Consider the following 25,126-nt stretch of genomic DNA (forward strand, 5'->3'; position numbering starts at 1 on the left):
AGGATGAGTCTTCCGCAGGTCGTCTCCCGAGACGAATGGCTGGCCGCCCGTAAGGAGCTTCTCGCGAGGGAGAAGGAGTTCACCCGCATGCGGGATGTGATCAACGAGGAACGCCGCAGCCTCCCCATGGTCAAGGTGGACAAGGACTACGTCTTCGAAGGTCCGGACGGCAAGGCGGGCCTGCTCGACCTGTTCGAGGGACGCCGCCAGCTCATCGTCTACCACTTCATGTGGCTCTGGGAGACCGACGAGGGCTGCTCGAGCTGCTCGCTGCTGGTCGACAACATCGGCCACCTGTCGCACCTGCACTCGTGCGACACCTCGCTGGCCGTCGTCTCCCGGGCACCGCTGGCCGGCATCGAGCGGTTCAGGGCGCGCATGGGCTGGACGTTGCCGTGGTACTCGTCGTACAAGAGCGATTTCAACTACGACTTCAACGCCACGATGGACGAGTCCGTCGCCCCCGTCGAGTACAACTACAAGGACAAGGCCACGCTCACCCTGGAGGGCCTGGCCTTCTTCCTGAAGGGCGACGGGCACGGGGTGAGCGTCTTCCTGCGCGACGGTGACAGTGTCTTCCACACCTACTCGACGTACGGACGTGGCCCCGACCTGCTGGTCGGCACCTACAACTACCTCGACCTGACGCCGCTCGGCCGGCAGAAGTACATCAACGAGTTCCGCCATCACGACAGGTACGACGCCCGGTAGTCCGGTGAGGACCGGCTGAGAGCGCGGGAGCGCGCTGACCGCGCGATCACTCGAAGGTCGCGCCGTGGCCGGGAGCGCCCTCCGGGCGGAGATCCCGCGGCCCGCCGCCGAAGGCGTCCACACAGAGCTGGGCGAACCAGCCGAGGCCTGGCAGCAGGAGCAGCCAGCCGGCCAGCGCCCAGCCGAAGTGGATGTGGGTCAGCACGTGCGCGAACGCGGCCACCCCTTCGGCGCGAACACCGTCGTCGCGCTCGTAGGTCATCCGCCGCAGGCCCCGGGGATGGCTCTCGGCGGCGACCATGCGCAGCGCCACGGGGGCGCGCCGGGCGATCCACTCCCCCACCTGGCTGCACTGCCCGCAGGTCGCGGCCACGTAGACCGACGCGGGCGGCATGACGGGCCGTACCCGCGGCAGCCAGGGCCGCACTTCACGCCGGTAGTCGTGCCACGCGCCGCCGAAACGCCGCCCGAGTTGCTCGCCCTCGTGCCAGGCCGCCAGCCCCGCTCCGTAGGCGAAGGAGACGGCGGCCACCGCGAGGAAGGCCACATCCAGCAGGGCCAGCACGAGATACCCCGCCGTCATCGCGACCTGCATCGGGTTGCGCACGTAGGCGTAGGGCCCGCCCGTCACCAGCCGCGCCGGCGGATCGTACGGCAGCGGCGTGCCTGCGCCCACGGTGGCGAACTCCCGCACGGCGGCCAGCCCGAGCACCGTCGGAGCGGCCAGCGCCTGCGCCACGAGCGCGAGCGCCCAGGCGGGCTGCCGCCACACCCCCGTCGTGATCATCGGTGCCAGCAGGCCCAGCCCGCCCGCCAGCGCGACCTGGAACAGGGCTCTGGCCGGCAGCCTGCGCCGTTCCTCGGTCCAGCGGGCCAGCAACAGCCCGGGAACCAGGCCGAGGGCGATCGCCGCGGCCTCCCCGGTCAACCATCGCGGGCCGAGCACCACCACGGGCTCGCCCAGCGGCATGAGCGCCAGGTCGAGCCAGGCCAGCAGGGCCGCGCTGAGCGGCACCGGCACGCGTGGAGCGGCCAGCGCGGGGCCCGCCCCCCACAGCAGCGCCCAGCCGAGCATCAGGTCGGCCGGTACACCTGCGACGATCGCCCCCCGCGCGTGGAAGTCCCACCAGCCCATCCGGGCGGCCACCGAGTTGATCACGCAAAGGGCCGCCAGATTCCAGGCGGTGGCCAGGATGGCGGCGGCGATGCGGGAGTCACCCGGCCGCCGCACGTGCGCCGCCACCACCAGGACGATCGCCGGTCCCATCAGCGCCACACCACGGATCAGCGCCGGGCTCATCGGACGAACGTCCCCGCGAGATAGCCGGCGGCCTGGCCGACCGCGAACCGCTGAAGCGGGCCGAAGTACCAGGCGGGATCGAAGGTCCTGCGGTAGCGCAGGCAGACGCTCAGCCGTGCGCGTGTCCAGGTGAACTCGGCCTCCCGCAGATCGAGCCAGCGCGCCAAGGTGGTGTCCCGCACCACCTGGAACACGACCCGGCCCGGCGACCGCTCCTTCACCCTGAGGGTCATCGATCGCGGCTCGGCCACGGCGCCTATGCCGAGAGACCGGCGCGAGTTGAACGTGATCTCACGGATGGCGCCGAGTTCCAGCCCCTCCCCGCGTGCCACCAGGGGCCGGGGAAAGCCCATCCGCAGGAAGGGCGAGTCGAACGCGCCGAACACGGGCGGCGCGGCCAGTGCCCGCTCGACGTCCACCGCGCCGGCCGCACGGGTCACGGTCACCTCCTCCCCGCGCGGAAGGGAGGTGGCGCCGGTGGCGCCCTCGGCCATCGAGAGCAGCAGCAGCGGCACGACGATCACGTTCATGTTCATGCCGCGGCGGCGCTCACGGATCCAGTCGACGGACACCCCGATGGCCAGGCCGACGAGATAGAAGATCGGCGCGGCGAACAGCAGGCAGACGATCCCCTCGCCCAGGAACGGGCCGGCGAGGGCGAGTCCGACCGTGATGGTGGCCATGATCAGACCGGTGGCCGTCCTGGGCCGCACGGTGAGCGCGACGGTGATCGCGATGACGGCGGGGAGGCCCACGTAGAACACCGCCGTCTGCTCCAGGTGCCCGGCGTGCAGCAGCTTGTAGAGCAGGATCGCGGCGAACAGCGCCGCGAGCACGCCCGCCAGGACCCGCCCCGCTCGTTTCGCGTGCGTCTCGTCCGGTTCCACCGGACCTCCTTCATCGATCGATTTAATCAGTTGATTAAACCGTATGATCAGCAGGCAGGGCGGCGCAAGAGAGGGACTCATGACGAAACAAACGGGCGCGGAGACACGGGAAAGGCTCATCGAGGCGGCGGCACGCACGTTGCGCTCGGAGGGATATGCCGGGACCAGCGCCCGCACCATCGCCAAGGCCGCGGAGGTCAACTCGGCGCTGGTCTTCTACCACTTCGGCGGCGTCGATCCGCTGCTTCTCGCCGCACTCGACCGCTCGTCGGAGCAGCGGATGACGGCCTACCAGGCGGCCGTGGACGAGGCGCGCACGCTCGAGGAACTGGTGGAGGTGGCGACCGGGATCTACCGCGCCGACCTCGAAGGCGGCCACATCACGCTCTTCTCCGAACTGGTCGGCGCCAGCATCGCCCGCCCCGAGCTACGCGAGGAGATCGTCAAGAGAGCCGAGCCGTGGATCGCCTTCATCGAGCAGACACTTGAGCGAGTCATCGGCGGATCTCCGCTGGCCAAGCTCATGCCGCCGCGCGACCTGGCCTACGCGTCCATCACCTTCTATCTCGGGGTCAACCTGTTCACCCATCTCGACGCGGACCGTTCCCGCACCGAGGCGCTCTTCGCGCTCGCCGGTCGGGTCGCCCCCCGCGCCAGGCTCCTCACCGTACGGCTGCCGCGCCGTCGAGCGTGAGCCCGGGATCCGGCTTCACCCCGACCGGAGGGGAGCCGGACCTCCGGTACGGGATCACGTTCGGCCCGCGGGAGATCAGTGGCGGGCCTCCGACCGGTGGCGGGGACGGCGGAGACTCACGCCGGCGCCTCGGATCGGCTCGCGTAAGCACCGGCCCGGGCGGCTGCCGCGGCGGCCGCCGCGGCCCGGTCTGCGGCCGCCTCGTCCAGAGGGTCGCCGCTGGCCAGCAGTCGGTAGTAGAGCGGAGCCGAAACCGCGCGGATCACCTCGTGCGCGTCCGTTCCCGCAGGGAGTTCACCGCGCTGGACGGCCTGCTCGACACAGGGAGCCCATTCCCCGATGCGGGTCTCATAGAAGCGGTGCAGCGCGGCGGCCGTCCGCTCGTCGCAGGTGGCGGCTGTGATCATCGCCTTGAACAGCTTCCCCTGGCGGGGGTCGGTCAGCGTGCGCCGCACCAGGCGGGCGTTGGCCTGCAGGTCGCCGAGCAGCGAGCCGGTCTCCGTGCGTGGCAAGGACTGCTCCGCCATGTCGATCAGTAGATCTGCCACCAGGGCGGCCGTGGTCCCCCAGCGGCGATAGACCGTCGTCTTTCCGACGTCCGCGCGCCGCGCGACGTCGGCGAGGTCCAGGGCGGCGAACCCCTTCTCCACCAGTGCGTCCCCCGCGGCCTGGAGCACTGCCGCGCGCACTCGGGCCGTGCGCCCGCCGGGTCGGGTCGTCCCGGGCTCCGCACCATCAGCGGCCATAACGGTTCTCCAGTTCCATTAACTTGCCTCTTTCTGCTACCGTCATCTTATCTTAACGGAACCAAAGCACCGTTAGTTGTGACTTGCGAGAGGAACCCGATGCCCACTCTTGATCCGATCCCATCGGCCACCGCGCGGCCCGGCTCGTCCGCCATCACGCCCGGACCGCCGGCGAACGCCTCCGAACTTCCAGAGGAACGAGATGAGGAATAACACCATGCCCACGCCGACCGCCCGCGACCTCGGCACCGTCCGATGGGAATCGATCGCCTTGCCCGGCTCCGACCACGAGGTGCGCGTACGGGTCTTCCGCGGCGGACCGGCCCCACGCGGGTGGCTGGTGTGGGCGCACGGCGGCAGCTGGTCGGCGGGGTCGGTCGACGGCTGGCATCCGGCCTGCGCCGATCTGGCGCGGGCCGCCGCGGCCACCGTGGTCAGCGTCGACTACCGGCTGGCCCCCGAGCACCCCCACCCGGCCGCCCTCCTCGACGTCCTCACCGCCATGACCTGGGCTCAGGACCAGGCCGACGGACCGATCGCCGTGGGCGGGGACAGCGCCGGCGGCACGATCGCCGCGTGCGCCGCCCTGTCCTGGCGCGACCGGCGGCAACCGCTCGCCGCGCAGATCCTGGCCTACCCTCCGCTCGACCCGTGGTGCCGGGCCGCCTCTTACGGTCTCCGCCCCGAGGCGTTTCCCAGCCGCGCCAGGCTGATGGCGGCCTGGCGGGCCTACCGTGGAGACACCGAACGTCCGTCGGCGACCGACGGCACCGCCCTCTACAGCACTCCTGACGAGGCTGAGGACCTCACCGGCCTGGCTCCCGCGATCCTCGCCGTCGGCTCCGCCGACCCGGTCGCCGACGACGTTCGCGGCTACGCCCGGCGGCTACGAGCCGCCGGGAACGCCGTCGAACTACGGGAGTTCGACGGCATGCAGCACGGCACCTTTCTCACCGATCCCGCCCTGCGTCACTGGCTGGGCGCCACCTACTCCCGGAGTACCTCATGAACACGCCCACCGCGCCGGAGCACACGGCGGCGCTGCTGCGCCACTTCACCGACCTGCGCGACGGAACCCACGGCGACGCCGTCTCTCGTGGGGACAAGGAGCGCATCTTCGCCCAAGCCGCGACGCTCCTGGCCCCCTACGCCCGACAGGCCCTGGAGGAGATCGACACCCATCTGCTGCTCGGCACCGGTGAGATCGAGGCCACCGGGCCGCGGCGTTCACCCGACGGCGGAGTGGACGCCCTCTGGGCGCTGTCCTGGCCCGAGCAGCGCGCCGCCGCCGTCGCCCCCATCGTCATCCGGGCCTTCTACGGGGCCGGCTTCCACCACCCGCACCTGCAGGGCGGCACCGTGGGCGAATGGCCGCTCAACGTCTTCACCCCCGAACAGGCCGCGGCCGAACTTCCCACCCTGCGCGCCATCGCCACCGCGGACCTGCACAATCTCGTCTTCCAGCGCGACTACCGGATCATCCCCGCCGTCACGAGGGAGCAGCATGACCGAGCATGACGGGGTCCTCTCCGGGCGAACTCGTCCCATCGGCCACTGACCGCCATCACGGGATCACGGGTCCGAGGGAAAGCCGGGGGCCGATACCGTCTCATAGGTGAACAAGCGGACGGCGCTGGAGGCCCTCTCCCTGCGCCCGCCGGCCTTTCTGCGGTCACGCTGGCCGTGGAGGTCGCTGGCGTACCTGGTGTCGAGCGCCCTGCCCGGCGCTCTCCTCGGGCTGACCGCCATGGCCGTCTCCCTCCTGGAATCGGTGCCGGGCCGGGTGGTCGCCGGGCTGGCGGCCGTGGTCGCGGTGCTTGCGCCGGTGGCCGGGTTCGAGCGGCGGAGGTTGCGCCTGGTGGACACCGTCGCGGTGCCCAAGACGCCCGGCGGACGGTGGCGCGGAATCGGCCTGGCCCTCGTCTCGCTCCTGGCGCTGTGGTGGATCGACCTGGTGATGGTCGGCTTCACCGTAGGCGGTCCCGTCCTGTTGATCCTGTCGCCCCTCGTCCAGCCCCTGGCGCCGGAAGGCGAACTGACACTCGCCCAGACGCTGGTCGTCTCCATGGCGGGCGTGCTGCTGCTCCCGGCGGCCGTCTACACCTTCACCGCCTGGGCCGGCGCGCGGGGGGCGATGGCCAGGGGCCTGCTCACCTCGCGCGAGACGGAGCTGAACGAGGTCCTGCGATCGCGGGCCAGGCTCGTGGACGCCTTCGAGATGGAACGGCGCAGGATCGAGCGAGACCTGCACGACGGGGCCCAGCAACGGCTCGCCGCCCTGTCCATGAAACTGGGGCTGGCCAGGCTTGACCTGCCGCCCGGCTCTCCTCTCGGCGAGCAACTGGCGCAGGCTCATCAGGAGGCCAAGCGGGCGATGGCCAAACTGCGGGAGCTGATTCGCGGCATGCACCCGCAGGTGCTCACCGACCGAGGCCTGCCCGCGGCCGTGCGCGACGTCGCGAGCCGTTCTCCGATCCCCGTTGACATCGACATCCCACTGGACGACCGATTGCCCATGGCTGTGGAAGTGGCCGCCTTCTACGTCGTCTCCGAGGCCCTGGCGAACATCGCCAAGCACAGCCGGGCCAGCCGGGCTCTGGTGCGCGGCCAGGTCACCGGCCGGATGCTACTGCTGGAAATCCGCGACGACGGCGCGGGCGGCGCCGATCCGTCGAAGGGCACGGGCCTGACCGGGCTGGCCGATCGGCTCGCCGTGGTGGACGGCAGAATGTCGCTGTCCAGCCCGGCAGGCGGGCCGACGTTGATGCGAGTGGAGATCCCGTGCGCGTAGTGGTCGCCGAGGACGCCGCCCTCTTCCGGGAAGGGCTCGTCGGCGTGATCGAACGGTTCGGGCACACGGTCGTCGCCGCTGTGAGCGACGCCGTCGCCCTCGTCACCGCGGTGGAAGAGCATCTGCCCGACATCGTGGTGACCGATGTGCGGATGCCACCCGATTTCACCGACGAGGGACTGCGTGCCGCGCTAACTCTGCGCAAGGAACATCCCGGCCTCGCCATACTCGTGCTCAGCCAGTACGTGGAGCAGACCTACGCCACCGAGTTGCTGGACTCGGGTCGCGGCGTGGGCATCGGATACCTGCTCAAGGACCGGGTCGGGGACGTCGTCGAGTTCGTCGAGGCGCTCACGCGGGTCGCCGGGGGCGGCATGGTCGTCGACCCCGAGGTGGTGCTCCAGCTGCTCAGCCGACGTCGCGACCCGTTGGAACGGCTCACTCCCCGGGAGCGCGAGGTGCTGGCGCTCATCGCGGAGGGCCGGTCCAACTCCTCGATCGCGCGTGAGCTCTTCGTCACCGACGCGGCGGTCGCCAAGCACATCGCGAGCATCTTCACCAAACTCGACCTGCCACCCGCCGCCGACGGCCACCGCCGCGTCCTCGCCGTCCTGGCCTACCTGCGCGGCTGACGTCTCTTCCCGCCGGGGCGCGGTGTCGGGAAACCCGGAGAGGAAGATGGGAACGCCCGTGCTCGGCGGTTCGCACGCGCTCCTACATGCTCCTACGCGGTGCTGCCGGGCCGGCGGCCCCAGGCGGCGATCGTGGCCATGCCGAGGTCGCGAAATTCCGGATCGCGCAGCCGGGCCAGGGTCTCGGTGATCATCGGGGAGGTGATGCCCTCGACCTCACGCAGATCGGGGGCGAGCTGGTCGACGGTCAGCTCCCAGAAGCGGCTCATCGGCCGGCCTCCGCCGACGACCGAGTAGGTGACGTCCACCTCGACCTCGGTGAACCCCGCCCGGTTCAGGTGCTCGTGCAGGGTACGGGGCCAGCGGCAGTCGGTGCCGATGCGCTCGGCCAGGGTCGTGAAGACCCCCATGCTGGTCTGGCGGTAGGCATCGTGCAGGGAGGACTCGATGGGGAAACTGGCCGGCTCCTCCAGCAGCAGCCAGCCGCCGGGGGCCAGCCAGCCGAGAACCCGGGAGAGGTCGTGCTCGCGGCTGCGCAGGTGACAGAAAAGGTAGCGGGCGTGAATGAGGTCGAATGATCCGGGCGGGAAATCGTCACGCGTCAGGTCGTGGTGCAGCCACGACAGGTTGGCCTGCTCCTCATGCCGGCTTTGGACGAGTTGCAGGTCGAGATCGGTGGCGATCACGCTGCCCTGGGGGCAGCGGTCGGCGAGCCAGCGCGCCACGGTGCCGGTGCCGGCCCCGAGTTCCAGACAGCGCCAGTCGGACCGGAAAGGCAGGGAACCCAGCCGTCCGAACGACGCCGGATCCAACTCCTGCGTCAGCGCGCTCAGGCGCTCGTCCTCGGTCAGGACGGCGTGATTGAAAACGCCATCACCGTAACGCTCAACGATTTGCTGCGTCATCACTGAGACCTTCGGGTCAGAGGGGCTTCCTGGGAGAGCGTCGCTCACGATCCTGGACGGAGCAGAAGTGAGAGCGGATATAAATACGGTGCCTCTTCCCCGACTTCCGCAACGGCAACGACGAAACACGGCCCCGCCTCACCGAGGATTCCAGGCGCCGCGGCGGGCCGTCTTCTTCGAAAAAGCTCTGTACGGTGAAGCCGGCGATCATGGCGCAATACGGAAGATGAGCCGCAGGGGCCGGGACGACCATGCTTGGTTGTGCCCTATCTCCGATGGACAGGACAATAATGAACAGTACGACTTCTCTGGCCGGCCTCGACTGCAGTTTCGACGACGCTGCCGCCGAGGTCAGGCCGGACGGTAACGTATTGGGAGTTATCGAATACTCGAACCGTGTCGGCGGTCCGCTCATCCGGGACGGTTACCCCCACCTGGCGGTGCCGATGTCCGGAGAAACGGGCGAGGCATTCGCAGAAGTGTGGCGGACGACCGCGGACGTCACGAACGGCCGGCACAAGGGACTTGCATACTCATATGACGGGGAATACCTGTTCTGCTGCGGACGGATTCAGGAGGACCCGGACTACGTCACGGCGACAGAGGCCACCTATCTGGCGGCGTTCGAACTCATCGACCTGCTCGATTATCCGAATGTCGTCCGCATGTGGAACATGGTCGAACAGATCAACGACACCGACGGTCTCGGCCACAATGTGTACACCCAGTTCTGCCGGGGCCGGGCGCAGGCGTTCGAACGGCGCGCCGTCTCGGAGAACCTCATACCGGCCGCCACCTGCGTGGGAAATCACGGCGGCGGGATAGCGTTCTACTTCATCGCGAGCCGCTCGGCAGAGGTGACGAACATCGAGAACCCTCGCCAGGTTCCCGCCTACCGTTATCCTCCGAAATACGGAATCAAAGCGCCCAGTTTCGCCCGGGCGACCTACCTTTCACCGGGGCGGCCTCATCGATCCGACCATCTGTTCGTTTCCGGAACAGCCAGCATAATCGGGTCCGAGACCGTTCACGGAGGCGACGTCGAGAGGCAGTGCATCACGACACTTGAGAATATCTCCGTGCTCATCGGCCAGGAAAATCTCGCACAGTACGGCATAGACGCGGATCTGTCGCTCAAAGACCTGGACTCCGTGAAGGTGTACGTCAAACACGGTGTGGACGTCACGCTCGTACGGCAGATCTGTTCCGGCGCCCTCTCCGAACACGCCGAAGTGGCCTACGTCAACGTGGACATATGCCGGGACGACCTCCTGGTGGAGATCGAGGGAATCGTTCCGGCGGTGCGCCCGGCCGACTGAGGCGGGGGCGAGGCGCGGTCACGGACACCGGCCGGTCGGCTACGCGGACCGGCCGCCGTCCGGGCCGAAGGCGGCGAGCAGGCGCTGGGCGTAGAAGGACTCCCAGGGTTCGGCCGGCGTCTTCGCGGTGTACTCCCGGTGCAGCCCCACCAGTTCGCAGACGAGCTCGCTGCGCACCGGCGTGGTCTCCAGCAGGTTCGGCAGCTCCGAAAGGTTGATCAGCCAGTCGGCGTACCACGACGCCCAGTCGTCGTCGGCGCCGTCGACGATCCGGTAGACCCGGTGATGCGTCTCGGCCGCCTCGTGCAGAACGTCACCGACCCGTTCCACGCGCTTGTCCATGTGACACCCTCCTTCGGCTCCTCACCGCGACACGGCGCCTCACGCGCGAGCGCGTTACAGCTGGTTCCAGTGTAACGAAACGGCCCTGAGCAGGTGCTATGCCGTACGGCCACAGCGGCGCGCCACGTGACCGGCGCGGACGAGGTCCTCGCCGAGCCGCGGCGTACGGCGGCCGAGCCGCGGCGTACGGCGGCCGAGCCGAGGGCGCACTTCGACCGCGAGGAGGCGCAGCTCGTCTCGGCGCTGAACGCGCTGTAGCGGCGAAGGCGGCACGGAGCCCGGTCTCCGGAACCGGAACGCCCCTCGGCGGTTGCCAAACTAGACAACCATGTTTATTATTTGGGCAACCACGTTGTCGGTTTTACCGCGGCGTGGGGCCATCACCCCTTCCAGAAAGGTTCCACCGTTGCAGGACGTCTTCGTCATCCACACCGCCGAGAGCGCACCGGCCGCCGCCCGTCCCACCATCGAAGGCGTCACGAAGAAGCTCGGCCACCTCCCCGCGGCGGTCGGCCTGATGGCCACCTCCCCGCAGACACTCAAAGGATTCCTGACGGCCAACCTCGCCTTCGAACAGACCACTCTCACCCCCCTTGAGCGCGAGGTCATCGTTCTGACGATCGCCACCCGCAACGAGTGCCACCTCTGCGTGGCCATGCACACCGCCGCGCTGATCCGGCAGGAGGCCCTGCCCGAACTCATCGAGGGGCTACGCGCCCAAGCGCCGCTGAAGGAGGAGCGGCTTGAGGCGTTGCGGGTGTTCACCCTCGCCGTCATGGACCGCCGCGGCGCGGTCGACGACGGACAGATGCAGGCGTTCCTCGACGCCGGCTACACCCCCCAGAACGCTCTCGAAGTCGTCCTCGGCATCGGCACCTACACGATCTCGACCTTCGCCAACCGGATGACCGGCGCTCCCCTCGACCCGCCGCTGCAGGCCCTCGCCTGGGACGGCCCCGACGTCCCGCAATAGACCGGTCCACCCCCGCACGGCGGTGCAGGCGTCATCGACGGCGGGCGGCACCGGGCGGCACCGTCACGGCGGGCGGTGCCGGGAAACCGCCGTTCGCCTTACCCGCGGTCATGACGACGCCGGCGCGGGCCGTGGTCGCTCGCGCCGGGACGCGTGTCAAGAAAACCTTGACACGCGTCCCGGCGCCGGTTTCTCTCGGCTTATGAATGACACCGCCCCGATTCCTCCGTCGGCCGGGGAACCGCGTGACCGCCACGAGCGGCCGAGCGGCTACCGGTCGGCGGCCTACTCCCAGGCGAGCATCGCCCGCCTGGCCCTGTCGGGTCAGGCCTGCGAACTGGCCGACGCCGCCCGCGACCTGGTTCCCACCACATCCGACGGCCACGCCGCCGACGGCGAGTTCGTCAGGGACGCCGCCCGCCTGGTCGAGACGGCCCACCGGCTGCTGGAGTTCGCCGTGGTCTACGAACGGATCAAAGGCACCGGCTGGGAGCGCATCGGCGTCGCGCTGGACGGGGTCAGCCGCCAGGCCGCCCACGAGCGCTACGCCACCGCCGCCAAGGACTTCCAGCTGCGGGCCTGCACGCCTGGCTGCGACCTGAGCGGGCCGGCGAGATACTGACCACCGCCGACGACCTCGCCCGGCTCATCACCCGGTTGAGCACCTGGACGACCGCCCACGGCGAGCCCCGCGCCGCCGAACTCGATGACGGCGAACCCGGCGACCAGCCGATCGCCGCCGGCCTGCGGCCGATGAGCATCGCCGAACGCTCCGCGCTGATCGCCCAGGCCGTCTCCCTGCTCGCCCCGGGCGCCGGCGATCCGTCCACCGAGGGCCGGGAGCGCCGGGAACTGGAGGCCGGCCTGTGCCACCGCGAGATCGAACTCTATGAGGACCTGGCGGCCGAGGCCCCGGGCGACCCGGACGTGCTCGCCGCGCTGGCCGGCGCACGCGCCCGCCTGGCCGAACTCCGAGCGGACGCCGCGGTGTCCGTCGATCGGCCCCGTCCGGCTACGGACCGGCCGCCGGGGGCGGAGGCCCGGCGCCCCGGCCCCCGCGACGCTTCCGGCACCCGCTCACCGGTCTGAACGCCGACCTGAACACCGAACAGGCGACCAGAGCGCGGCCCCCTCCCCGGATACGCCGGGCGAGGGCTCAGCCCTGCTGTCCGCCCTGCTCGGTGTTCTGGTCGGTGTTCTGGTCGGTGTTCTGCCTGGTGCCCGTGGCCGGCAGGGCGCTGCCCTGCTTCCACTGGGTCCAGCTGAGCTGCCAGAAGCCCCAGCCGTTGCGCCAGTCGAGCTTCCGCTTCGTGCCGGCGATCTTCACGACGTCGCCGCGCTGAGCGATGCCGTAGAACCATTTGGCCCCGGCGGGCGTGGCGCGCACGCAGCCGTGGCTCTGGTTGGACCTGCCGAGGAACTGGTAGTAGCCCCCGCTCTGGTGAACGTACTCGCCGCTGTCGGAGATCCGCACCGCCCAGGGGATCTCCTCCTTGTAGTAACGCGGGTCCTTGGGGTCGGTGACGCCCAGCCAGGACGAGGTCATGGTCTCCACCGCCTTCTTGCCCATCGCCAGATGGACACCGCTGGTGGTGAGGTAGACGTCCACCCCGTTGCGGACCAGGCCACCGCGGCCCGCACTGATCGGGATGGTCTTGGCGAGCTTGGCGTCGCGGTAGACCTTCATCACGTGCTTGCCGGTGTTGACCACGGCGATGTTGGCCGCGCCGATCGCGAAGCGGCGGGTGACGTCCTTGGCCGCCTCGTTGCCGGGGATCTGGCTGAGACGTGCGGTGAGGGTGACCTTCTGGTGCGGACGCCAGTAGGTCTTGGTGCGGTAGACGACCTTACGGTCGGAGACCCAGCGCCAGGCGCCCTCGACCGGCCGGTCGGCCTGGACCTGCAGCACCGTCTCGGCCGCCGCCCGGTCGGTGACGGGTTTGTCGAAGGTGACGATGATCGGCAGGCCGACGCCCACCGTTTCGACGTCCTCGCCCATCGGGGTGATGTCGGCGATGCCGAGCTGTGGCTTGCGCAGTTTGACCTTGATGGCGGCGCCACCGGCCGGGGACCTGGTCTCCGTCTTGACTGTGCCCCTGACAGGCGCGGGCTGCGCGGCGGGACCGCTTTCCGTCGAGCAGGCCGCCGCGGCGGCAAGGGCGACGAGGGCAAGCGAGGCGTGAGCCGTCCGCTTGAGCGTGTTCACGGTCTGCTCCTCATATATGACTTTCGCGCCGGTTTCCGCCCTGGCGCGTTCCATATGTGAGACAACCGAAAGCCGCATTACGGTGGCCGCCCGTCGTAACGATCACGTAACGACGTGGCGGCGGACGTTTCATCGATGAACGGCGATCACACGCGAAAATGCCCTTGAGTCTCCAGCGGCTGGAAGGTTGAGGTTGATCTCGTGAACGACCGCACCGAGCTGTTCACCATCGGACAGCTCTCCCGCCGTACCGGTCTGCCGGTACGTACCATCCGCTTCTGGTCTGATGAGGAGATCATCCTCCCTGCACGTCGCTCGGCCGGTGGTTACCGGCTCTACGACGTCGCGGCGGTGGCCCGCCTGGACCTGATCAGGACGCTGCGCGAGCTGGGGCTGAACCTCGAGACGGTCCGGCGGGTCCTCGACCGGCAGGACACCGTCGCCGACGTCGCCCGAGCCCATGCGGAAGCCCTGGACGCGGAGATCCGCGTCCTGCAACTGCGGCGCGCGGTGCTGCGGTCGGTCGCTCGACGGGCAAGCACGACCGAGGAGATGAGACTCATGCACAAACTGGCTCAACTGTCCGCACAGGAGCGTCAGCACATCATCGACGACTTCGTCGACCACACTTTCGCCGGCCTCGATCCGGACGCGCCGGGAGCCCACATCGCGCGGAAGATGCGGCTGATGCCGGCCGAACTTCCGCAGGACCCCACCGCCGACCAGGTGGACGCCTGGGTGGAACTCGCCGAACTCGTCGCCGACGAGGCGTTCCGGCAGCGGGTACGCCAGATGGCGGTGGCGGGGGCAGAGCCCGTCGACCAGCCGAGGCCGTACGACCACGAGGCGGTGCTTGAGCACGGCGGCGACGCGGTGGCCGCGGGGATCACCCCGGACTCCGCCGAAGGTCAGGCCGCTCTGGGCCGGATCATCGATGCCCGGACGCCCGTCGATGAGCGCGTCCGGCTGGCCGGCGAGCTGGAGACGTTCACCGACCGGCGGGTGGAGCGCTACTGGCAGCTGATGGGCGTCGTCAACGGCCTGCCGCCGTTCTCCCCCGGCGCCGCGGCGTTCGAGTGGCTCATCGCGGCACTCCGCGCGCACCGATGAGCCGTTGAATCCCCGGCCCGCGCCCGGCGAGGCCCGGAACCCGATGAAGCGCTGAATCCCCGGCCCCGCGCCCGGCGAGGCCGGGGAGGGAGACGCCCTTCCCCGAATCGGTGTCACCGGCCGTGCGGCGGGGCATTGCCGCAGGTAACCGTCTGCGGCCGGCGCCCGGTCCCGGGTCCCGTCCGGCCGGCCGGACGGGACCGCGGCGGACGGACGGGGCCGCGGGACGGTTTCATCGGGACATACCGTGGGAGAGGCTCCGGCATGGACGACGTGTGGGATCTGGTGATCGTCGGGGGCGGCCCCGCGGGCTCCGCGGCGGCTCTGCGCGCCAAGCAGCTACGGCCGCACGCGCGGGTGCTCCTGCTCGACAGGGCGGACTTCCCCCGCGACAAGGCCTGCGGTGACGGCATCGCCGCCCACGGCCGCGACGAGCTCGCCCTGCTCGGCGTCCCCGACCTCGTGGCCGACTACCGGCCGACGCGGCGCCTGTCGGTGCTCTCCCCCGGTGGGGTGCTCGTCTGCGCCACCGTCGCCCGGCCCAACCACGTCGTGCCCCGCACGGTCTTCGACGCCCGGCTCGTCGACGCCGCCCGAGCCCGCGGCGTCGAGGTCCGCCGCCACCGCGTCCGCTCGCTCGCCGCTCACGGCGGCCATGTCGTCGTCGACGGAACCGTCACCGCTCGGGCCGTCGTCGCCGCCGACGGGGCCAACTCGACCGTGCGGCGTCTCCTCGGCGTCCCGGCGACCACCGGCAGGCACACCGCGATCGCCGTGCGCGGCTACGCCGACGTGCCCGCCGACGACGACGTCCAGTTCATCGCCATGCAGAAGGAGGGGTGGCCCGCCTACGTGTGGTCGTTCCCGATCGGTGACGGCAGCGCCAACGTCGGTTTCGGGATGCTGCTGCCCCGGCTGCACGCCACCGGCCTGCCCGGCCGCGAGGTGCTCCACGGCCGGCTCGCCGAATTGCTGCCCGGCCGGCCCACCCGCGACCTGCGCGCCCACCACCTGCCCCTGTCCCCCGGCCGGCCGGTACCCGGCGCGGGCCGGGTGATGCTCGCCGGTGACGCCGCCAGCCTCATCAATCCGCTCACGGGCGAGGGGATCTACTACGCGCTGGTGTCCGGCCGGCTCGCCGGGGAAGCGGCCGTCCAGGCGCCCGGCGACCCGCTGGCCGCCTACCGGCGCGGGCTGAGAAAGGCCCTGGGACGGCACCTGCGTACCACCGACGTGCTGGCCCGCGCCGCCCAGTCCCCCGGCTTCATCGACGCCGCGATCGACACCGCCGCCCGGCGCAAGGAGGTGTTCGACCTGCTCGTCGACGTGGGTCTCGGCGCGGGCACCGTACCGCTTCCGCTCGCGTGCGCGGTGATCCGCCGCTGGCTCCTGAACGGTGTGCGGGGAGGATGAGCGTCACCCGGCCGCCTCGTCCGCCGGCCGTACCGGACGAAAGACCCTGCCATCGGGGACTTCCGGCCGCTGTCTCACAGGTCCACTCCGTAGTGGGATGCAGACGTGGGAGAACTCCGGCGGGGCAGACCGGGAGATGAGGACGCCGGTGGGTCACCGGGCGCCGGCGCCGCGGCGGAGACCATATTTCATGATCATGTTCTTCTCTCGTTGGGAGACTTCGATGACCGGACACATGACGGCCCCCGGCGACCTGGGACGCCGAGTGGCATGGCGGCGTAAGGAGCTGGGGCTGAGCCGCGAGCAGCTGGCCAGTCGAGCCAGGATCGACGCCGGATACCTCGCCTACCTGGAGGAAAGCGCCGCGTCGCCGGCGTCCGAGACCGTCCATCGTCTGGCCGTCGCCCTGGAGACCAGCACCGATGATCTGCTCGGCCGAACCGCCGGTTCTCCTCCCGGCCGCGGGGACGCCGCGGCCCACGCCTGGCTGGAGAAGCTGGAGCCGGACGAGTGCCTGCGGTTGATCGCCCCCGGCGGCGTCGGCCGGATCGCCTTCAACGACCTCGGCGGGCCGGCGATCCTTCCGGTCAACTACGTCCTGCACGACGGTTCGGTGATCTTCCGCACCGCGTTCGGCGGTCCGCTCGACGACGCCCTGCGCACCGGGACCCGCGGAGTCGACTTCAAGGTCGCCTTCGAGGTCGATCGGATCGATGACGCCGACCGCGGCGGCTGGAGCGTGCTGCTGCGGGGCGGCGCCCGCCTTGTCCCCACCGACGAACCTGCCAACGAGCCCACTGACGAGTCCGCCGGCGAGCCCACCGGCGCCCTCTCCGCCCGGGAGCGGACCGGGGCCGACGCCCCGGACGTCAAGCCGTGGGCGGGCGGTGAGCGCGACCTGTACATCAGGATCTCCCCCGTCGAGATCACCGGCCGCCGGATCCGGCACGCCTCATGATCCCTGCCGAGATGGACGCATGGGTGGTCGCCCGCCCCGGGCCGATCGCCTCCCAGCCGCTGGAGCGCGCCCGGATCCCGGTTCCCGTGCCGGGCCCGGGCGAGGTGCTCGTCGAGGTCGAGGCATGTGCGGTCTGCCGTACCGATCTCCACCTCGCCGAGGGCGACCTGCTCCCGCGACGCCCCCGAACCGTGCCCGGTCACGAGGTCGTGGGGCGGGTGGCGGCGCACGGTCCGGACGCGGTACGGCTCGCGTCCGGCACTCGCGTCGGCGTGGCCTGGCTCCGCTCGACCTGCGGGCGCTGCCGTTACTGTCTGCGGGGAGCGGAGAATCTCTGCCCGGCGTCCACCTACACCGGCTGGGACGCCGACGGCGGCTACGCCCGTTATCTCACCGCTCCCGAGGACTACGTCTACCCGCTCCCGGAGGACGCGCCGGCCGAACGGCTGGCGCCGCTGCTGTGCGCCGGGATCGTCGGCTATCGCGCCCTGCTCCGCTGTGATCTGCCCGCCGGCGGCCGTCTGGGCGTCTACGGTTTCGGCGCCTCGGCCCACCTGACCGCGCAGGTCGCCATCGCCCAGGGCGCGACCGTGCACGTTCTCACCCGATCGGCCAGGGCCCGCGAACTGTCCTTGGCGCTGGGAGCGGCCTCCGCCGGTGACGCCGCCGACAGCCCGCCCGAACCGCTGGACGCCGCGATCCTGTTCGCACCGGCCGGGGAGTTGGTGCCCGTCGCGCTGGCCGCCCTGGACCGGGGCGGCACCCTCGCCGTGGCGGGAATCCATCTCAGCGACATCCCGGTGCTGAACTACCAGCGCCACCTGTTCCAGGAGCGAACGCTGCGTAGCGTCACCGCCAACACCCGCGCCGACGGCCGGGCCTACCTGAAGCTCGCCACGACCCATCCCCCGCGGGTCACGACCGTGCCCTATCCCTTCGACGCGGCGGATCAGGCGCTGGGCGACCTGGCCGCCGGCCGCGTCGAGGGCGCCGCCGTACTCCTGCCGAGCTCGTCGTGACCCGGTGAGGGCACCGCGACGCTCACGCCGGACCGGGCATGACGCATGAGGACGCCACGACGCTCACGCCGGACCGGGCATGACGCCGTGATCGGGCATGACGCCGTGATCGGGAATCGAGCCCGCTATCCGGCCGGTACGTGCCCCTCCGACAACACGTGCGCGTCCGGTCCGGGAAACACGAGGCTCACCTGATCGGCGCCCGTCCACCGCACCATGTAGGGCGGGGAGCCGTCCGGGTGACGCAACTCCACGATCACCCCGACCCGGCGGGTCTCGCCGTGGCGGGTGCCCTCAACGATCAGCTTGTCTCCTACCGCTGCCTTCATCGCGGTCTCCTTTCGTCTGCGACCATCGCCGCGGCTCTCCCCGGGGAGAGCCGCATACCGCGGGCCCGTTCCTGCTCCCCGTCACCGTGTCGGGGAGCCGGCGCGGACGGCACGGTCCCCGTACGGCTTCGGCCGGATGTTCCCACCGCCGTCAGGTCTGCCGCGGCCGGCGCCACCGCTGGTCGGCGAGAGCCCACGCTCTCTCCCATTCGGCGTCGCGGTGCCGGTTCAGCAGCCCTCGCGCGCCGGCGAGACAGAGCAGCAGGGCCGCCCCCGCCCCGCCGGTCACCGTGATCATGGTGACCGCGGCGTCGGTGACCGTCTTGACATGCCGTTGCGGGGCCGTCGTGGGTTTGCCGGCCCCGTCGATCCAGACCTCGGTGCGGGAACCTGCGGGCGTGCTCGGCGAGAGCACCACCTGGCTTGTGCGCTGGCTCCCCTGCGGGGTCGTCCAGCGCACCGTTCGCGGCCGCCAGCCCGTGCCCTGCACCGGGTCCACGACCTCGGCGACGACCGACTGCCGGTGTCCCGGACCGACGAGCTCGGCCTTGAGGCCGTTCGCGTAGACCTGCCGTCCGAGCGCGACCGCCGGCCACAGGCAGCCGATGAAGATCATCAGGCTCGCCAGCACGATCACCGTGTCGATCCGGTCCGAGCGTCTGCGCAACGGGTTGCCGTCAAAGCGGTGAAGATACAGGCAGCGCATCGCCCAACGAGTAAAGGAGCGCATCGGGCCACCTCCTGCCGCCGATGTACACATTTTCACAGTCCAGCACGTGCACGCGGCACGGCCAGAGTCTTTGGACGTGGCCGACCGGGACTTTCGGCCTCACCGACCGCCGGCCGGCACGTTCGGTTCCTTCCCCGAACTCCTTCCACAATTCCTTCCCCGGCCTTTCCGCGCGACACCGTACGGCGGTGCGGTCATACGCGCGGCCCGACGCTCCGCGGCACGCCCGTGAGTGAGGTTCCTCGCGGCATTGTCGCACGTGCAGGCGTTCTCGCCCATCGTTCGGCCACTCGGGGACCGTCCAGGCCGGGCACACGCCACCACGCCCGGACGATGACCCCGGCGGCGACGATGGAGGCCGATCGCCCCGAATGAGAGGACCTTCGACCCTTATCGCGAACATGAGCGGCCGGTGAACCTTGAAGGTATGAAAGTCGATTCAGCCGGTCTGGACGTGCTCTCCCGGGAGGAGTGCATCGAACTGCTGTCCTCGACGCCCATCGGGCGGATCGTCTTCACCGACCGCGCCCTTCCCGCGGTACAGCCGGTCGTCTTCTGCCTCGACGGCGAGGACATCGTCATCCGCACCGGCGGGGAGTCCAAGCTCGCCGCCGCCACCCGCCATGCCGTGGTGGCGTTCGAGGCCGACGACTTCGACCTGCGGGCGCGCACCGGCTGGTCGGTCACCGCCGTGGGACACGCGCGCGCCGTGTGCGACCCGGCGGAGATCGTCCGGCTGTCGACGTTGCCGCTGACGGCATGGGCTCCCGGGAATCTGGATCACTTCATCCTCATGCGGACCGAACAGATCTCCGGACGCCGTATCCGCGGATAGGGCGGGGCGGCCGTGGACGCCGATGACGCCGGCACGGCCGAACATCCGCCGAGCCGGGCAGGCAGGCGCGGGCGCGACCTCGATGGTCAAGGCTTCCCGCGGCTTACCCCATTCTCAATATTAGACCTATCATTCTTAAATATGTTACGGTCGCCGTGTAGTCGCACCGGCAAGCCGTCACCGTACACATCGGGCGATCTCGCCACACCCCCTCCGGAATCATTGACGTCTCATCTCTAATTCTGAACTGAATATTCTGCAATCTTGGAGAAGTTTCATGCCCCTAGCCGTCTACATCCTCGGCTTGGCGATCTTCGCCCAGGGAACCTCGGAGTTCATGCTCTCCGGGCTGCTGCCCGAGATCGCCGGCGACCTCGGGGTGTCCATTCCCGATGCCGGGCTGCTGATCTCCGCCTTCGCCCTCGGGATGGTCGTGGGCGCTCCCCTGCTCGCGGTCGTCACCCTCCGATGGCCGCGCCGTACAGCGCTGCTGGCCTTCCTTGCCGTATTCGTCCTCACCCACGTGGTCGGCGCGCTGACGTCGAGCTACGGCCTGCTGCTGACGACGAGAGTCGTCGGGGCCTTCGCCTACGCGGGGTTCTGGGCGGTGGCGTCCGTCGCAGCGGTGGGCATGGTCCCGTCGAACGCCCGCGGCAAGGCCCTGGCGATCGTCACCGGCGGCCTCACCGTCGCCACCATCGTCGGTGTCCCCGCCGGCACGTTCATCGGTCAGCATTCCAGCTGGCGAGCCGCCTTCTGGGCCGTGGCCGCCCTGTCCGCCCTCATGGCGATCGGTGTGCCGGCCACCGTTCCCGGCGGCCGGCCCGCCCAGGACGCCATGCCCCGCCTGCGGCAGGAGCTGCGGGTCATGGCCGATCCCCGGCTCTGGCTCGCCTACGGCACGATCTCCCTGGCGTTCGGCGCCGTGATCGTCACGTTCAGCTATCTCGGGGCGCTGCTGACCGGCACCACGGGCCTGCCCGAGGCCTGGGTCCCCGCCGTACTGGCGCTGTTCGGCGTGGGATCCCTGATCGGCATCACGATCGGCGGCCGGGTCGCCGACGCGCACCCCTTCGCCACCCTCTACGCGGCCGTGACGGGCATCGTGATCGTCTCCGTCGCACTGGCCTTGGCCACCACCAACGCGGCCGCCGTCGTGGTGCTGGTCTTCCTGCTGGGCGGCTTCGGCTTCGCCATCAACCCCGCGCTGAACGTCCGTGTCTTCTCCCTCGCCGGAGAGGCCCGGACGCTGGCCGGCGCCACGGTCACCTCGGCGTTCAACATCGGTATCACGGTGGCTCCGTGGCTCGGTGGGCTGGCCCTCGGCGCGGGACTCGGTTACCCGTCCGTCGCCTGGACCGGTGCCGCGCTGGGCCTGGCGGCTCTCGGCGCCGTGGCCGTCGGCGCCGCGCTGCACCGGCGATCTTCGCGGGAGGGCGCCGCGATGACCGCCCCGGCCTTGAGGGAGGCCGCGCTCTGCGAATGAGCGCGGCCTCGCGCCGTCCCGCTCGCCCATCGCCGAAGGCACCGCTCCGGGGCGGGTTTCCAGGAAGGACCGGGATCCGGTCGCCGGCTTCGGCCGGTGGAGCGCCCGGTCTCGGGACGGCGCCCTCAGCGCACGGGCTGGCCGATGCCGAGAAGATTGCCCTCGCTGTCCCGGAACCAGGCGGCCCGCTCGCCGACACCGGCCGACGGGTAGTTTCCCTCGACGCGGGCGATGCCGCCGACCGTCCGCAGGCCCGGGACGTCGACCTCCTCGAACACCACGCCCCGGCTTCGCAACTGCTCGACCACGGCCTCGATGTCGTCGACCACCCAGGCCATCTGTGTGTGGTCGCCCGAGGCCGCGCCCGTCGAGGCGAACAGCTCGAACCGCCCGCTGCCGCATTGGTAGAGCAGACCGCCGGGTCGCTCCTCGACGGGTTCGAGACCGAGCTTGTCCGCGTAGAACGCCCTTGCCCGCTCCAGATCCTGGGCCGGGAGCCGGGTGGCGACATGGCTGTCCTTGAGCATGTGACGACCTTGTCACACCGGGCGCCCCACCACCACGAGGCGTCCCGGAGGGCGGTTCATTGGCCGTCACCGATTCAGGCGTGCGACGACCAGGTCGGTGAACCCGTTGGCCAGCAGGATGACGGCGATGGCGGTCAGCAGGATGCCGGCGACCCGGTCGAGGATCATCGCGCCCTGCAGGGAGATGCGGCGCTCTACATGGCCGGCCATGTAGAGAGTCAGGCCGGTGACAATCGCGAAGGCGATCGCGGCGACCGACAGCAGCACCTTGTCCTGGAGGCCGGAGGCTTCCGCGGAGGCCGCCACGCCGAAGGCGAAGGTGGTCCCGCCTACGGTCAGCGGGAATGTCACCGGTGTGAACAGCACCGACTGTCCTGACCCGGTCACCGGCACAGGATCCGGCACAGGATTCGACACGGGGCCGGGGCCGGAGCCCGATACGGCGTGCCGCTGCTCTTCCAGCTCCTCTCGCTGCTGCTTTTCCAGCTCCTCGACTGCGCCCGCCTTGCCGCGCATGAGGGGAATGGAGGCATAGGCCAGGGCGATGCCTCCGGTGGCGGTGAGCGCGGCGGTGCTGATCCCCAGGAGTTTCAGCAGCGGTTCGCCGACCCAGATGGCGGCCAGCACGAACACCGCGACGTTGAGGGCGAGCCCCAGGGACAGTCGCGTGACCTGCGCGTCGCCGAAGGGGCGCACGATCGGCAGGTAGGAGGCGAGAGCCGCGACCGGGCTGTAGAGGCCGAACAGGGCCAGGAACAAAATCAGCGCGGGGTGGCTGCTCACCGCGTTCCTCCCGTTCGGAGGCGACGGACGGTCACAGGCCGTCTCGCAGGATCGGGCAGGTCATGCAGTGCCCGCCGCCGCGGCCCTTGCCCAGTTCGAACCCTTCGATCTCCAAGACGTCGACGCCGTGGTCGCGGAGCTTGTGGTTGGTGAACTCGTTCTTGTGGTAACCCACGACGACCCCGGGCTCCAGGGCGACGAAGTTGCTGCCGCTGTCCCACTGCTCCCGTGCCCGCTGGTAGTCGTCCCCGCCCGTGGGGATCACCTCCAGCTTGCCGATGTCCAGGGCGTCGGCGATCGCGGCGGCCAGGCCGGGATCGCGGTGGACCTCCAAGGTTCCGTCCTTGTCGCCGGGGCGCAGCGAGTACACCGCCGCGTTGTCCACCACCGGCGGGTAACCGGTGGCCTTGTCGACGTCCAGCAGGGTGAAGACGGTGTCCAGGTGCATGTAGGAGCGATGCGGCGGGATGTTCACCGCGATCACGCGCGTGGCGGCCTGCTGGGCGAACAGCGCCAGCGCGATGTGCTCGATCATCCGCGTGGTGGTGCGCTCGCTCACCCCGATCGCGACCGCTCCGTTGCCGATCGGCATCATGTCGCCGCCTTCGAGCGACGCCTGGCCGAAGTCCTCCTCGTCGAAGCTGCCGTCATCGCCCATCGGCGGATACCAGTAGGCGAAGCCGTCCCCGGCGAACATCGGATGGTAGTGGTAGACGAGGCTCTGGTTGATCGTCTCCAGCCGCCTGGCGTGGAAGAACAGCGGGTTCAGCGACACCCCGCCGTACAGCCATGCCGACGGGTCGCGCTGATACAGCGTGTTGGGCAACGGCGGCAGGATGAACGCGTTCGGGTCGCCCATCGCCGCGACCAGGCAGCGCTCGTCGAACCCTTCCCTGCCCGCCTGGGCCTCGGCGAAGAACTCGTCTTTGGTCAGCCCGCCGATCAGGTGCCGGGCCAGCTTCTCCCCGTCCCAGCTCGCCAGCTCGCTGCGGATCTCATCGACCAGCACCGGACCCACCGACAAGTGGGTGACCGTGCGTTCGACGGCGTGCCGCTTGGCCTCGGGGCTGGTATCCAGCGCCTGGGCGAGCAACTCCTGGTGGTGGAACACCTCGATCCCGCGCTCGCGCATCACCGCGACGAACGCGTCATGCTCGATCTGCGCGCGGCTGACCCACAGCACGTCGTCGTAGAGCAGGTCGTCCTTGTTCGAAGGCGTCAGTCGTTTCAGGCTCAGATCCGGGCGATGGACGATCACCTGATGGAGTCTGCCGACCTCCGAATGAACCCCGTATTTCGTGACCATGATGCCCCGTCTATGGGAAGTCCCTGTCTCGGGTGCACGGCGGAGTCCGCGTGATCACGAAAAGACGGGCTGCCCACGGCAGCCCATGCCGACCACGTGACGGCACCCCCCGAATCACCCCTGCCCCGCCGCGTACCCGTGCCCCGACCACGAAAAGCTCGGCTAATGGCATGTATACGTCTACAAGGCAGAAACCAGGGCGAACCGGAGCGCCGCCGGGCCGGCCGCGACGCACGCCACCTCCGTCTACGACGCCCCCTCGTCGCACGGTGGTGGGTGCCCCCGGCGCGGCCGGCCCGGCGGCGCGAGCGCGGCGCCTCAGACCTTGCGCCACCCGGGGATCCAGGCACCGTCCTGAACGGTGTAGTCGCCGAACAGGGCGGGAGCCTCCTTGACCATCAGCTCCCCGACCCGGCCGAAGATCAGGCGGATCTCCTCCTCCGCCCCCGGCGCCGTCCGGTTCTCTATGACATGGCGCAGCGTGCGGACGTTGGCCGTCCACACCAACCCCGTCCCCAGCCCTTCCGGGGCGAATCTACGCATGAAAGACGTCTTCGCCTTCTTCTCGGCGAAGGGCACGCCCTCACGGTCCAGGTCGAAGTGCTCGGCCATCCAGCGCTGGAACGCCTCCATCTGCTCCAGCAAGGCCGTGGCGCGCCCCATCAGCTCGGCGTCCCCTTCGGCCCACCGCGGGAACCAGAACGGCAGGTCGTCAAGGCGTACGAAGCGCAGTGACTCTTGGGAGACCGCGGCGCCGGCGCGATGCCGGACCAGCTCGTGGGTGGCCACCCTGCTGACGTTGTGCAGCGCGAAGGAGAAGTTGAGATGCTCCAGCACCGAACCGTGCGCGCTGGCCAGGATGTTGCGCAGGTACTCCTCCTGGTCGGTACGGATCCGGGTGACGTTCGGGTTCAGCCCGGGCTCCCAGGATCGGTAGCAGATGCGGCCGGCGAACTCCGCCAGGTTCTGCGCGTCGTCCAGCTCGCCGCGGTCCACTCGCTCCAACCAGCTCTCCCCGCCGACCTCGGCGAGGTAGCCGGCGACCTCGTCGTAGTCCAGCTGGGGGCGGGCGATGAGACGGATCTCGGGTTCGACACGACGCAACGTGACCATCCAAGGCAGTT

General features: G+C 70.2%; 29 protein-coding genes. 17 read left to right on the forward strand and 12 right to left on the reverse strand.

All coding sequences use genetic code 11. From position 1 onward, the window contains the following. The first annotated feature begins 3 nt into the window (after positions 1-3). Positions 4-711: a DUF899 domain-containing protein gene (locus tag ACQPYK_RS26860; protein ID WP_433236301.1), complete on the forward strand. Its 708-nt coding sequence runs from the start codon at positions 4-6 to the stop codon at positions 709-711. Positions 712-757: 46 nt separating this feature from the next. Here the strand turns inward: ACQPYK_RS26860 and ACQPYK_RS26865 are convergent, their stop codons facing one another. Both ACQPYK_RS26865 and ACQPYK_RS26870 read right to left on the reverse strand, forming a co-directional pair. Next, positions 758-2,011, reverse strand: a complete 1,254-nt coding sequence (locus tag ACQPYK_RS26865; RefSeq protein WP_433236304.1) for a methyltransferase family protein — start codon at positions 2,009-2,011, stop codon at positions 758-760. Then, positions 2,008-2,898 carry a hypothetical protein gene (locus ACQPYK_RS26870; RefSeq protein WP_433236307.1) on the reverse strand — a complete coding sequence of 297 codons (891 nt, stop codon included), beginning with the start codon at positions 2,896-2,898 and terminating at the stop codon, positions 2,008-2,010. The genes ACQPYK_RS26865 and ACQPYK_RS26870 overlap by 4 nt, the downstream gene beginning before the upstream one ends. Positions 2,899-2,977: 79 nt before the next feature. Here ACQPYK_RS26870 and ACQPYK_RS26875 point away from each other — a divergent pair, with 79 nt between their 5' ends. Then, positions 2,978-3,592 carry a TetR/AcrR family transcriptional regulator gene (locus ACQPYK_RS26875; RefSeq protein WP_433236310.1) on the forward strand — a complete coding sequence of 205 codons (615 nt, stop codon included), beginning with the start codon at positions 2,978-2,980 and terminating at the stop codon, positions 3,590-3,592. Positions 3,593-3,708: 116 nt separating this feature from the next. Here the strand turns inward: ACQPYK_RS26875 and ACQPYK_RS26880 are convergent, their stop codons facing one another. Beyond that, positions 3,709-4,338: a TetR/AcrR family transcriptional regulator gene (locus ACQPYK_RS26880; protein WP_433236313.1), complete on the reverse strand. Its 630-nt coding sequence runs from the start codon at positions 4,336-4,338 to the stop codon at positions 3,709-3,711. Between the two features lie 217 nt (positions 4,339-4,555). Between ACQPYK_RS26880 and ACQPYK_RS26885 the strand changes: the two genes are divergently transcribed. The 4 genes from ACQPYK_RS26885 to ACQPYK_RS26900 all read left to right on the forward strand — a co-directional run bounded on the left by ACQPYK_RS26885 (position 4,556) and on the right by ACQPYK_RS26900 (position 7,761). Further along, on the forward strand, positions 4,556-5,347 hold the full coding sequence (locus ACQPYK_RS26885; RefSeq protein ID WP_433236316.1) for an alpha/beta hydrolase: 792 nt from the start codon (positions 4,556-4,558) through the stop codon (positions 5,345-5,347). Further along, positions 5,344-5,856, forward strand: coding sequence for a hypothetical protein (locus tag ACQPYK_RS26890; RefSeq protein WP_433236319.1), 513 nt, complete (start codon positions 5,344-5,346; stop codon positions 5,854-5,856). The genes ACQPYK_RS26885 and ACQPYK_RS26890 overlap by 4 nt, the downstream gene beginning before the upstream one ends. 97 nt (positions 5,857-5,953) lie before the next feature. Next, complete coding sequence (locus ACQPYK_RS26895; protein WP_433236322.1) at positions 5,954-7,129, forward strand: histidine kinase; 1,176 nt, start codon at positions 5,954-5,956, stop codon at positions 7,127-7,129. Beyond that, positions 7,120-7,761: a response regulator gene (locus ACQPYK_RS26900; protein ID WP_433236325.1), complete on the forward strand. Its 642-nt coding sequence runs from the start codon at positions 7,120-7,122 to the stop codon at positions 7,759-7,761. Before ACQPYK_RS26895 ends, ACQPYK_RS26900 begins: the two co-directional genes overlap by 10 nt. Before the next feature lie 92 nt (positions 7,762-7,853). On the opposite strand, the gene ACQPYK_RS26905 is transcribed toward ACQPYK_RS26900, so the two are convergent. Continuing rightward, on the reverse strand, positions 7,854-8,666 hold the full coding sequence (locus ACQPYK_RS26905; RefSeq protein ID WP_433236328.1) for a class I SAM-dependent methyltransferase: 813 nt from the start codon (positions 8,664-8,666) through the stop codon (positions 7,854-7,856). Positions 8,667-8,941: 275 nt separating this feature from the next. Here ACQPYK_RS26905 and ACQPYK_RS26910 point away from each other — a divergent pair, with 275 nt between their 5' ends. Beyond that, a complete protein-coding gene (locus ACQPYK_RS26910) occupies positions 8,942-9,985 on the forward strand; it encodes an FkbO/Hyg5 family chorismatase (protein WP_433236331.1) in 1,044 nt (347 codons plus the stop codon). 39 nt (positions 9,986-10,024) lie between these two features. Here the strand turns inward: ACQPYK_RS26910 and ACQPYK_RS26915 are convergent, their stop codons facing one another. Beyond that, positions 10,025-10,327: a hypothetical protein gene (locus ACQPYK_RS26915; RefSeq protein ID WP_433236334.1), complete on the reverse strand. Its 303-nt coding sequence runs from the start codon at positions 10,325-10,327 to the stop codon at positions 10,025-10,027. Positions 10,328-10,453: 126 nt separating this feature from the next. Here ACQPYK_RS26915 and ACQPYK_RS26920 point away from each other — a divergent pair, with 126 nt between their 5' ends. From ACQPYK_RS26920 to ACQPYK_RS26935, 4 genes are all read left to right on the forward strand, one after another. Next, positions 10,454-10,585 (forward strand): hypothetical protein, encoded by a 132-nt coding sequence (locus tag ACQPYK_RS26920; protein WP_433236337.1) that lies wholly within the window; start codon positions 10,454-10,456, stop codon positions 10,583-10,585. Positions 10,586-10,733: 148 nt separating this feature from the next. Continuing rightward, positions 10,734-11,300 (forward strand): carboxymuconolactone decarboxylase family protein, encoded by a 567-nt coding sequence (locus tag ACQPYK_RS26925; protein WP_433236340.1) that lies wholly within the window; start codon positions 10,734-10,736, stop codon positions 11,298-11,300. A gap of 202 nt (positions 11,301-11,502) precedes the next feature. Next, positions 11,503-11,922 carry a hypothetical protein gene (locus ACQPYK_RS26930; RefSeq protein ID WP_433236343.1) on the forward strand — a complete coding sequence of 140 codons (420 nt, stop codon included), beginning with the start codon at positions 11,503-11,505 and terminating at the stop codon, positions 11,920-11,922. Positions 11,923-11,957: 35 nt separating this feature from the next. Beyond that, on the forward strand, positions 11,958-12,389 hold the full coding sequence (locus ACQPYK_RS26935; protein ID WP_433236346.1) for a hypothetical protein: 432 nt from the start codon (positions 11,958-11,960) through the stop codon (positions 12,387-12,389). 67 nt (positions 12,390-12,456) lie between these two features. Here the strand turns inward: ACQPYK_RS26935 and ACQPYK_RS26940 are convergent, their stop codons facing one another. Next, complete coding sequence (locus ACQPYK_RS26940; RefSeq protein ID WP_433236349.1) at positions 12,457-13,506, reverse strand: L,D-transpeptidase; 1,050 nt, start codon at positions 13,504-13,506, stop codon at positions 12,457-12,459. A 201-nt stretch (positions 13,507-13,707) separates the two neighbouring features. On the opposite strand from ACQPYK_RS26940, the gene ACQPYK_RS26945 reads away from it, so the two are divergent. The 4 genes from ACQPYK_RS26945 to ACQPYK_RS26960 all read left to right on the forward strand — a co-directional run bounded on the left by ACQPYK_RS26945 (position 13,708) and on the right by ACQPYK_RS26960 (position 18,006). Then, the gene (locus tag ACQPYK_RS26945) at positions 13,708-14,616 is read left to right on the forward strand and encodes a MerR family transcriptional regulator (RefSeq protein WP_433236352.1); all 909 of its coding nucleotides are present in this window, start codon (positions 13,708-13,710) and stop codon (positions 14,614-14,616) included. 264 nt (positions 14,617-14,880) lie between these two features. Continuing rightward, positions 14,881-16,029: an NAD(P)/FAD-dependent oxidoreductase gene (locus ACQPYK_RS26950; RefSeq protein WP_433236355.1), complete on the forward strand. Its 1,149-nt coding sequence runs from the start codon at positions 14,881-14,883 to the stop codon at positions 16,027-16,029. Positions 16,030-16,252: 223 nt separating this feature from the next. After that, positions 16,253-16,987, forward strand: coding sequence for a helix-turn-helix domain-containing protein (locus ACQPYK_RS26955; RefSeq protein WP_433236358.1), 735 nt, complete (start codon positions 16,253-16,255; stop codon positions 16,985-16,987). Then, the gene (locus tag ACQPYK_RS26960) at positions 16,984-18,006 is read left to right on the forward strand and encodes a zinc-binding alcohol dehydrogenase family protein (protein WP_433236361.1); all 1,023 of its coding nucleotides are present in this window, start codon (positions 16,984-16,986) and stop codon (positions 18,004-18,006) included. Before ACQPYK_RS26955 ends, ACQPYK_RS26960 begins: the two co-directional genes overlap by 4 nt. 125 nt (positions 18,007-18,131) lie before the next feature. On the opposite strand, the gene ACQPYK_RS26965 is transcribed toward ACQPYK_RS26960, so the two are convergent. Further along, positions 18,132-18,335, reverse strand: a complete 204-nt coding sequence (locus ACQPYK_RS26965; RefSeq protein ID WP_433236364.1) for a DUF1918 domain-containing protein — start codon at positions 18,333-18,335, stop codon at positions 18,132-18,134. Positions 18,336-18,486: 151 nt separating this feature from the next. Continuing rightward, positions 18,487-19,065 carry an Rv1733c family protein gene (locus ACQPYK_RS26970; protein ID WP_433236367.1) on the reverse strand — a complete coding sequence of 193 codons (579 nt, stop codon included), beginning with the start codon at positions 19,063-19,065 and terminating at the stop codon, positions 18,487-18,489. 427 nt (positions 19,066-19,492) lie between these two features. Here ACQPYK_RS26970 and ACQPYK_RS26975 point away from each other — a divergent pair, with 427 nt between their 5' ends. Both ACQPYK_RS26975 and ACQPYK_RS26980 read left to right on the forward strand, forming a co-directional pair. Further along, positions 19,493-19,900 (forward strand): pyridoxamine 5'-phosphate oxidase family protein, encoded by a 408-nt coding sequence (locus ACQPYK_RS26975; RefSeq protein ID WP_433236370.1) that lies wholly within the window; start codon positions 19,493-19,495, stop codon positions 19,898-19,900. A 277-nt stretch (positions 19,901-20,177) separates the two neighbouring features. After that, on the forward strand, positions 20,178-21,386 hold the full coding sequence (locus ACQPYK_RS26980; protein ID WP_433236373.1) for a Cmx/CmrA family chloramphenicol efflux MFS transporter: 1,209 nt from the start codon (positions 20,178-20,180) through the stop codon (positions 21,384-21,386). Between the two features lie 125 nt (positions 21,387-21,511). Here ACQPYK_RS26980 and ACQPYK_RS26985 read toward each other — a convergent pair whose 3' ends face one another. The 4 genes from ACQPYK_RS26985 to thyX form a co-directional block, all read right to left on the reverse strand. Next, complete coding sequence (locus ACQPYK_RS26985) at positions 21,512-21,913, reverse strand: VOC family protein (protein ID WP_433236376.1); 402 nt, start codon at positions 21,911-21,913, stop codon at positions 21,512-21,514. A 66-nt stretch (positions 21,914-21,979) separates the two neighbouring features. Next, complete coding sequence (locus ACQPYK_RS26990) at positions 21,980-22,696, reverse strand: MarC family protein (RefSeq protein WP_433236379.1); 717 nt, start codon at positions 22,694-22,696, stop codon at positions 21,980-21,982. 31 nt (positions 22,697-22,727) lie between these two features. Then, complete coding sequence (locus ACQPYK_RS26995; protein ID WP_433236382.1) at positions 22,728-24,002, reverse strand: arginine deiminase; 1,275 nt, start codon at positions 24,000-24,002, stop codon at positions 22,728-22,730. Between the two features lie 318 nt (positions 24,003-24,320). After that, positions 24,321-25,106, reverse strand: a complete 786-nt coding sequence (gene thyX / locus ACQPYK_RS27000; RefSeq protein ID WP_433236385.1) for an FAD-dependent thymidylate synthase — start codon at positions 25,104-25,106, stop codon at positions 24,321-24,323. Positions 25,107-25,126 lie beyond the last annotated feature (20 nt).

Source organism: Streptosporangium sp. CA-135522, assembly GCF_050949235.1.
Classification (GTDB): Bacteria; Actinomycetota; Actinomycetes; order Streptosporangiales; family Streptosporangiaceae; genus Streptosporangium.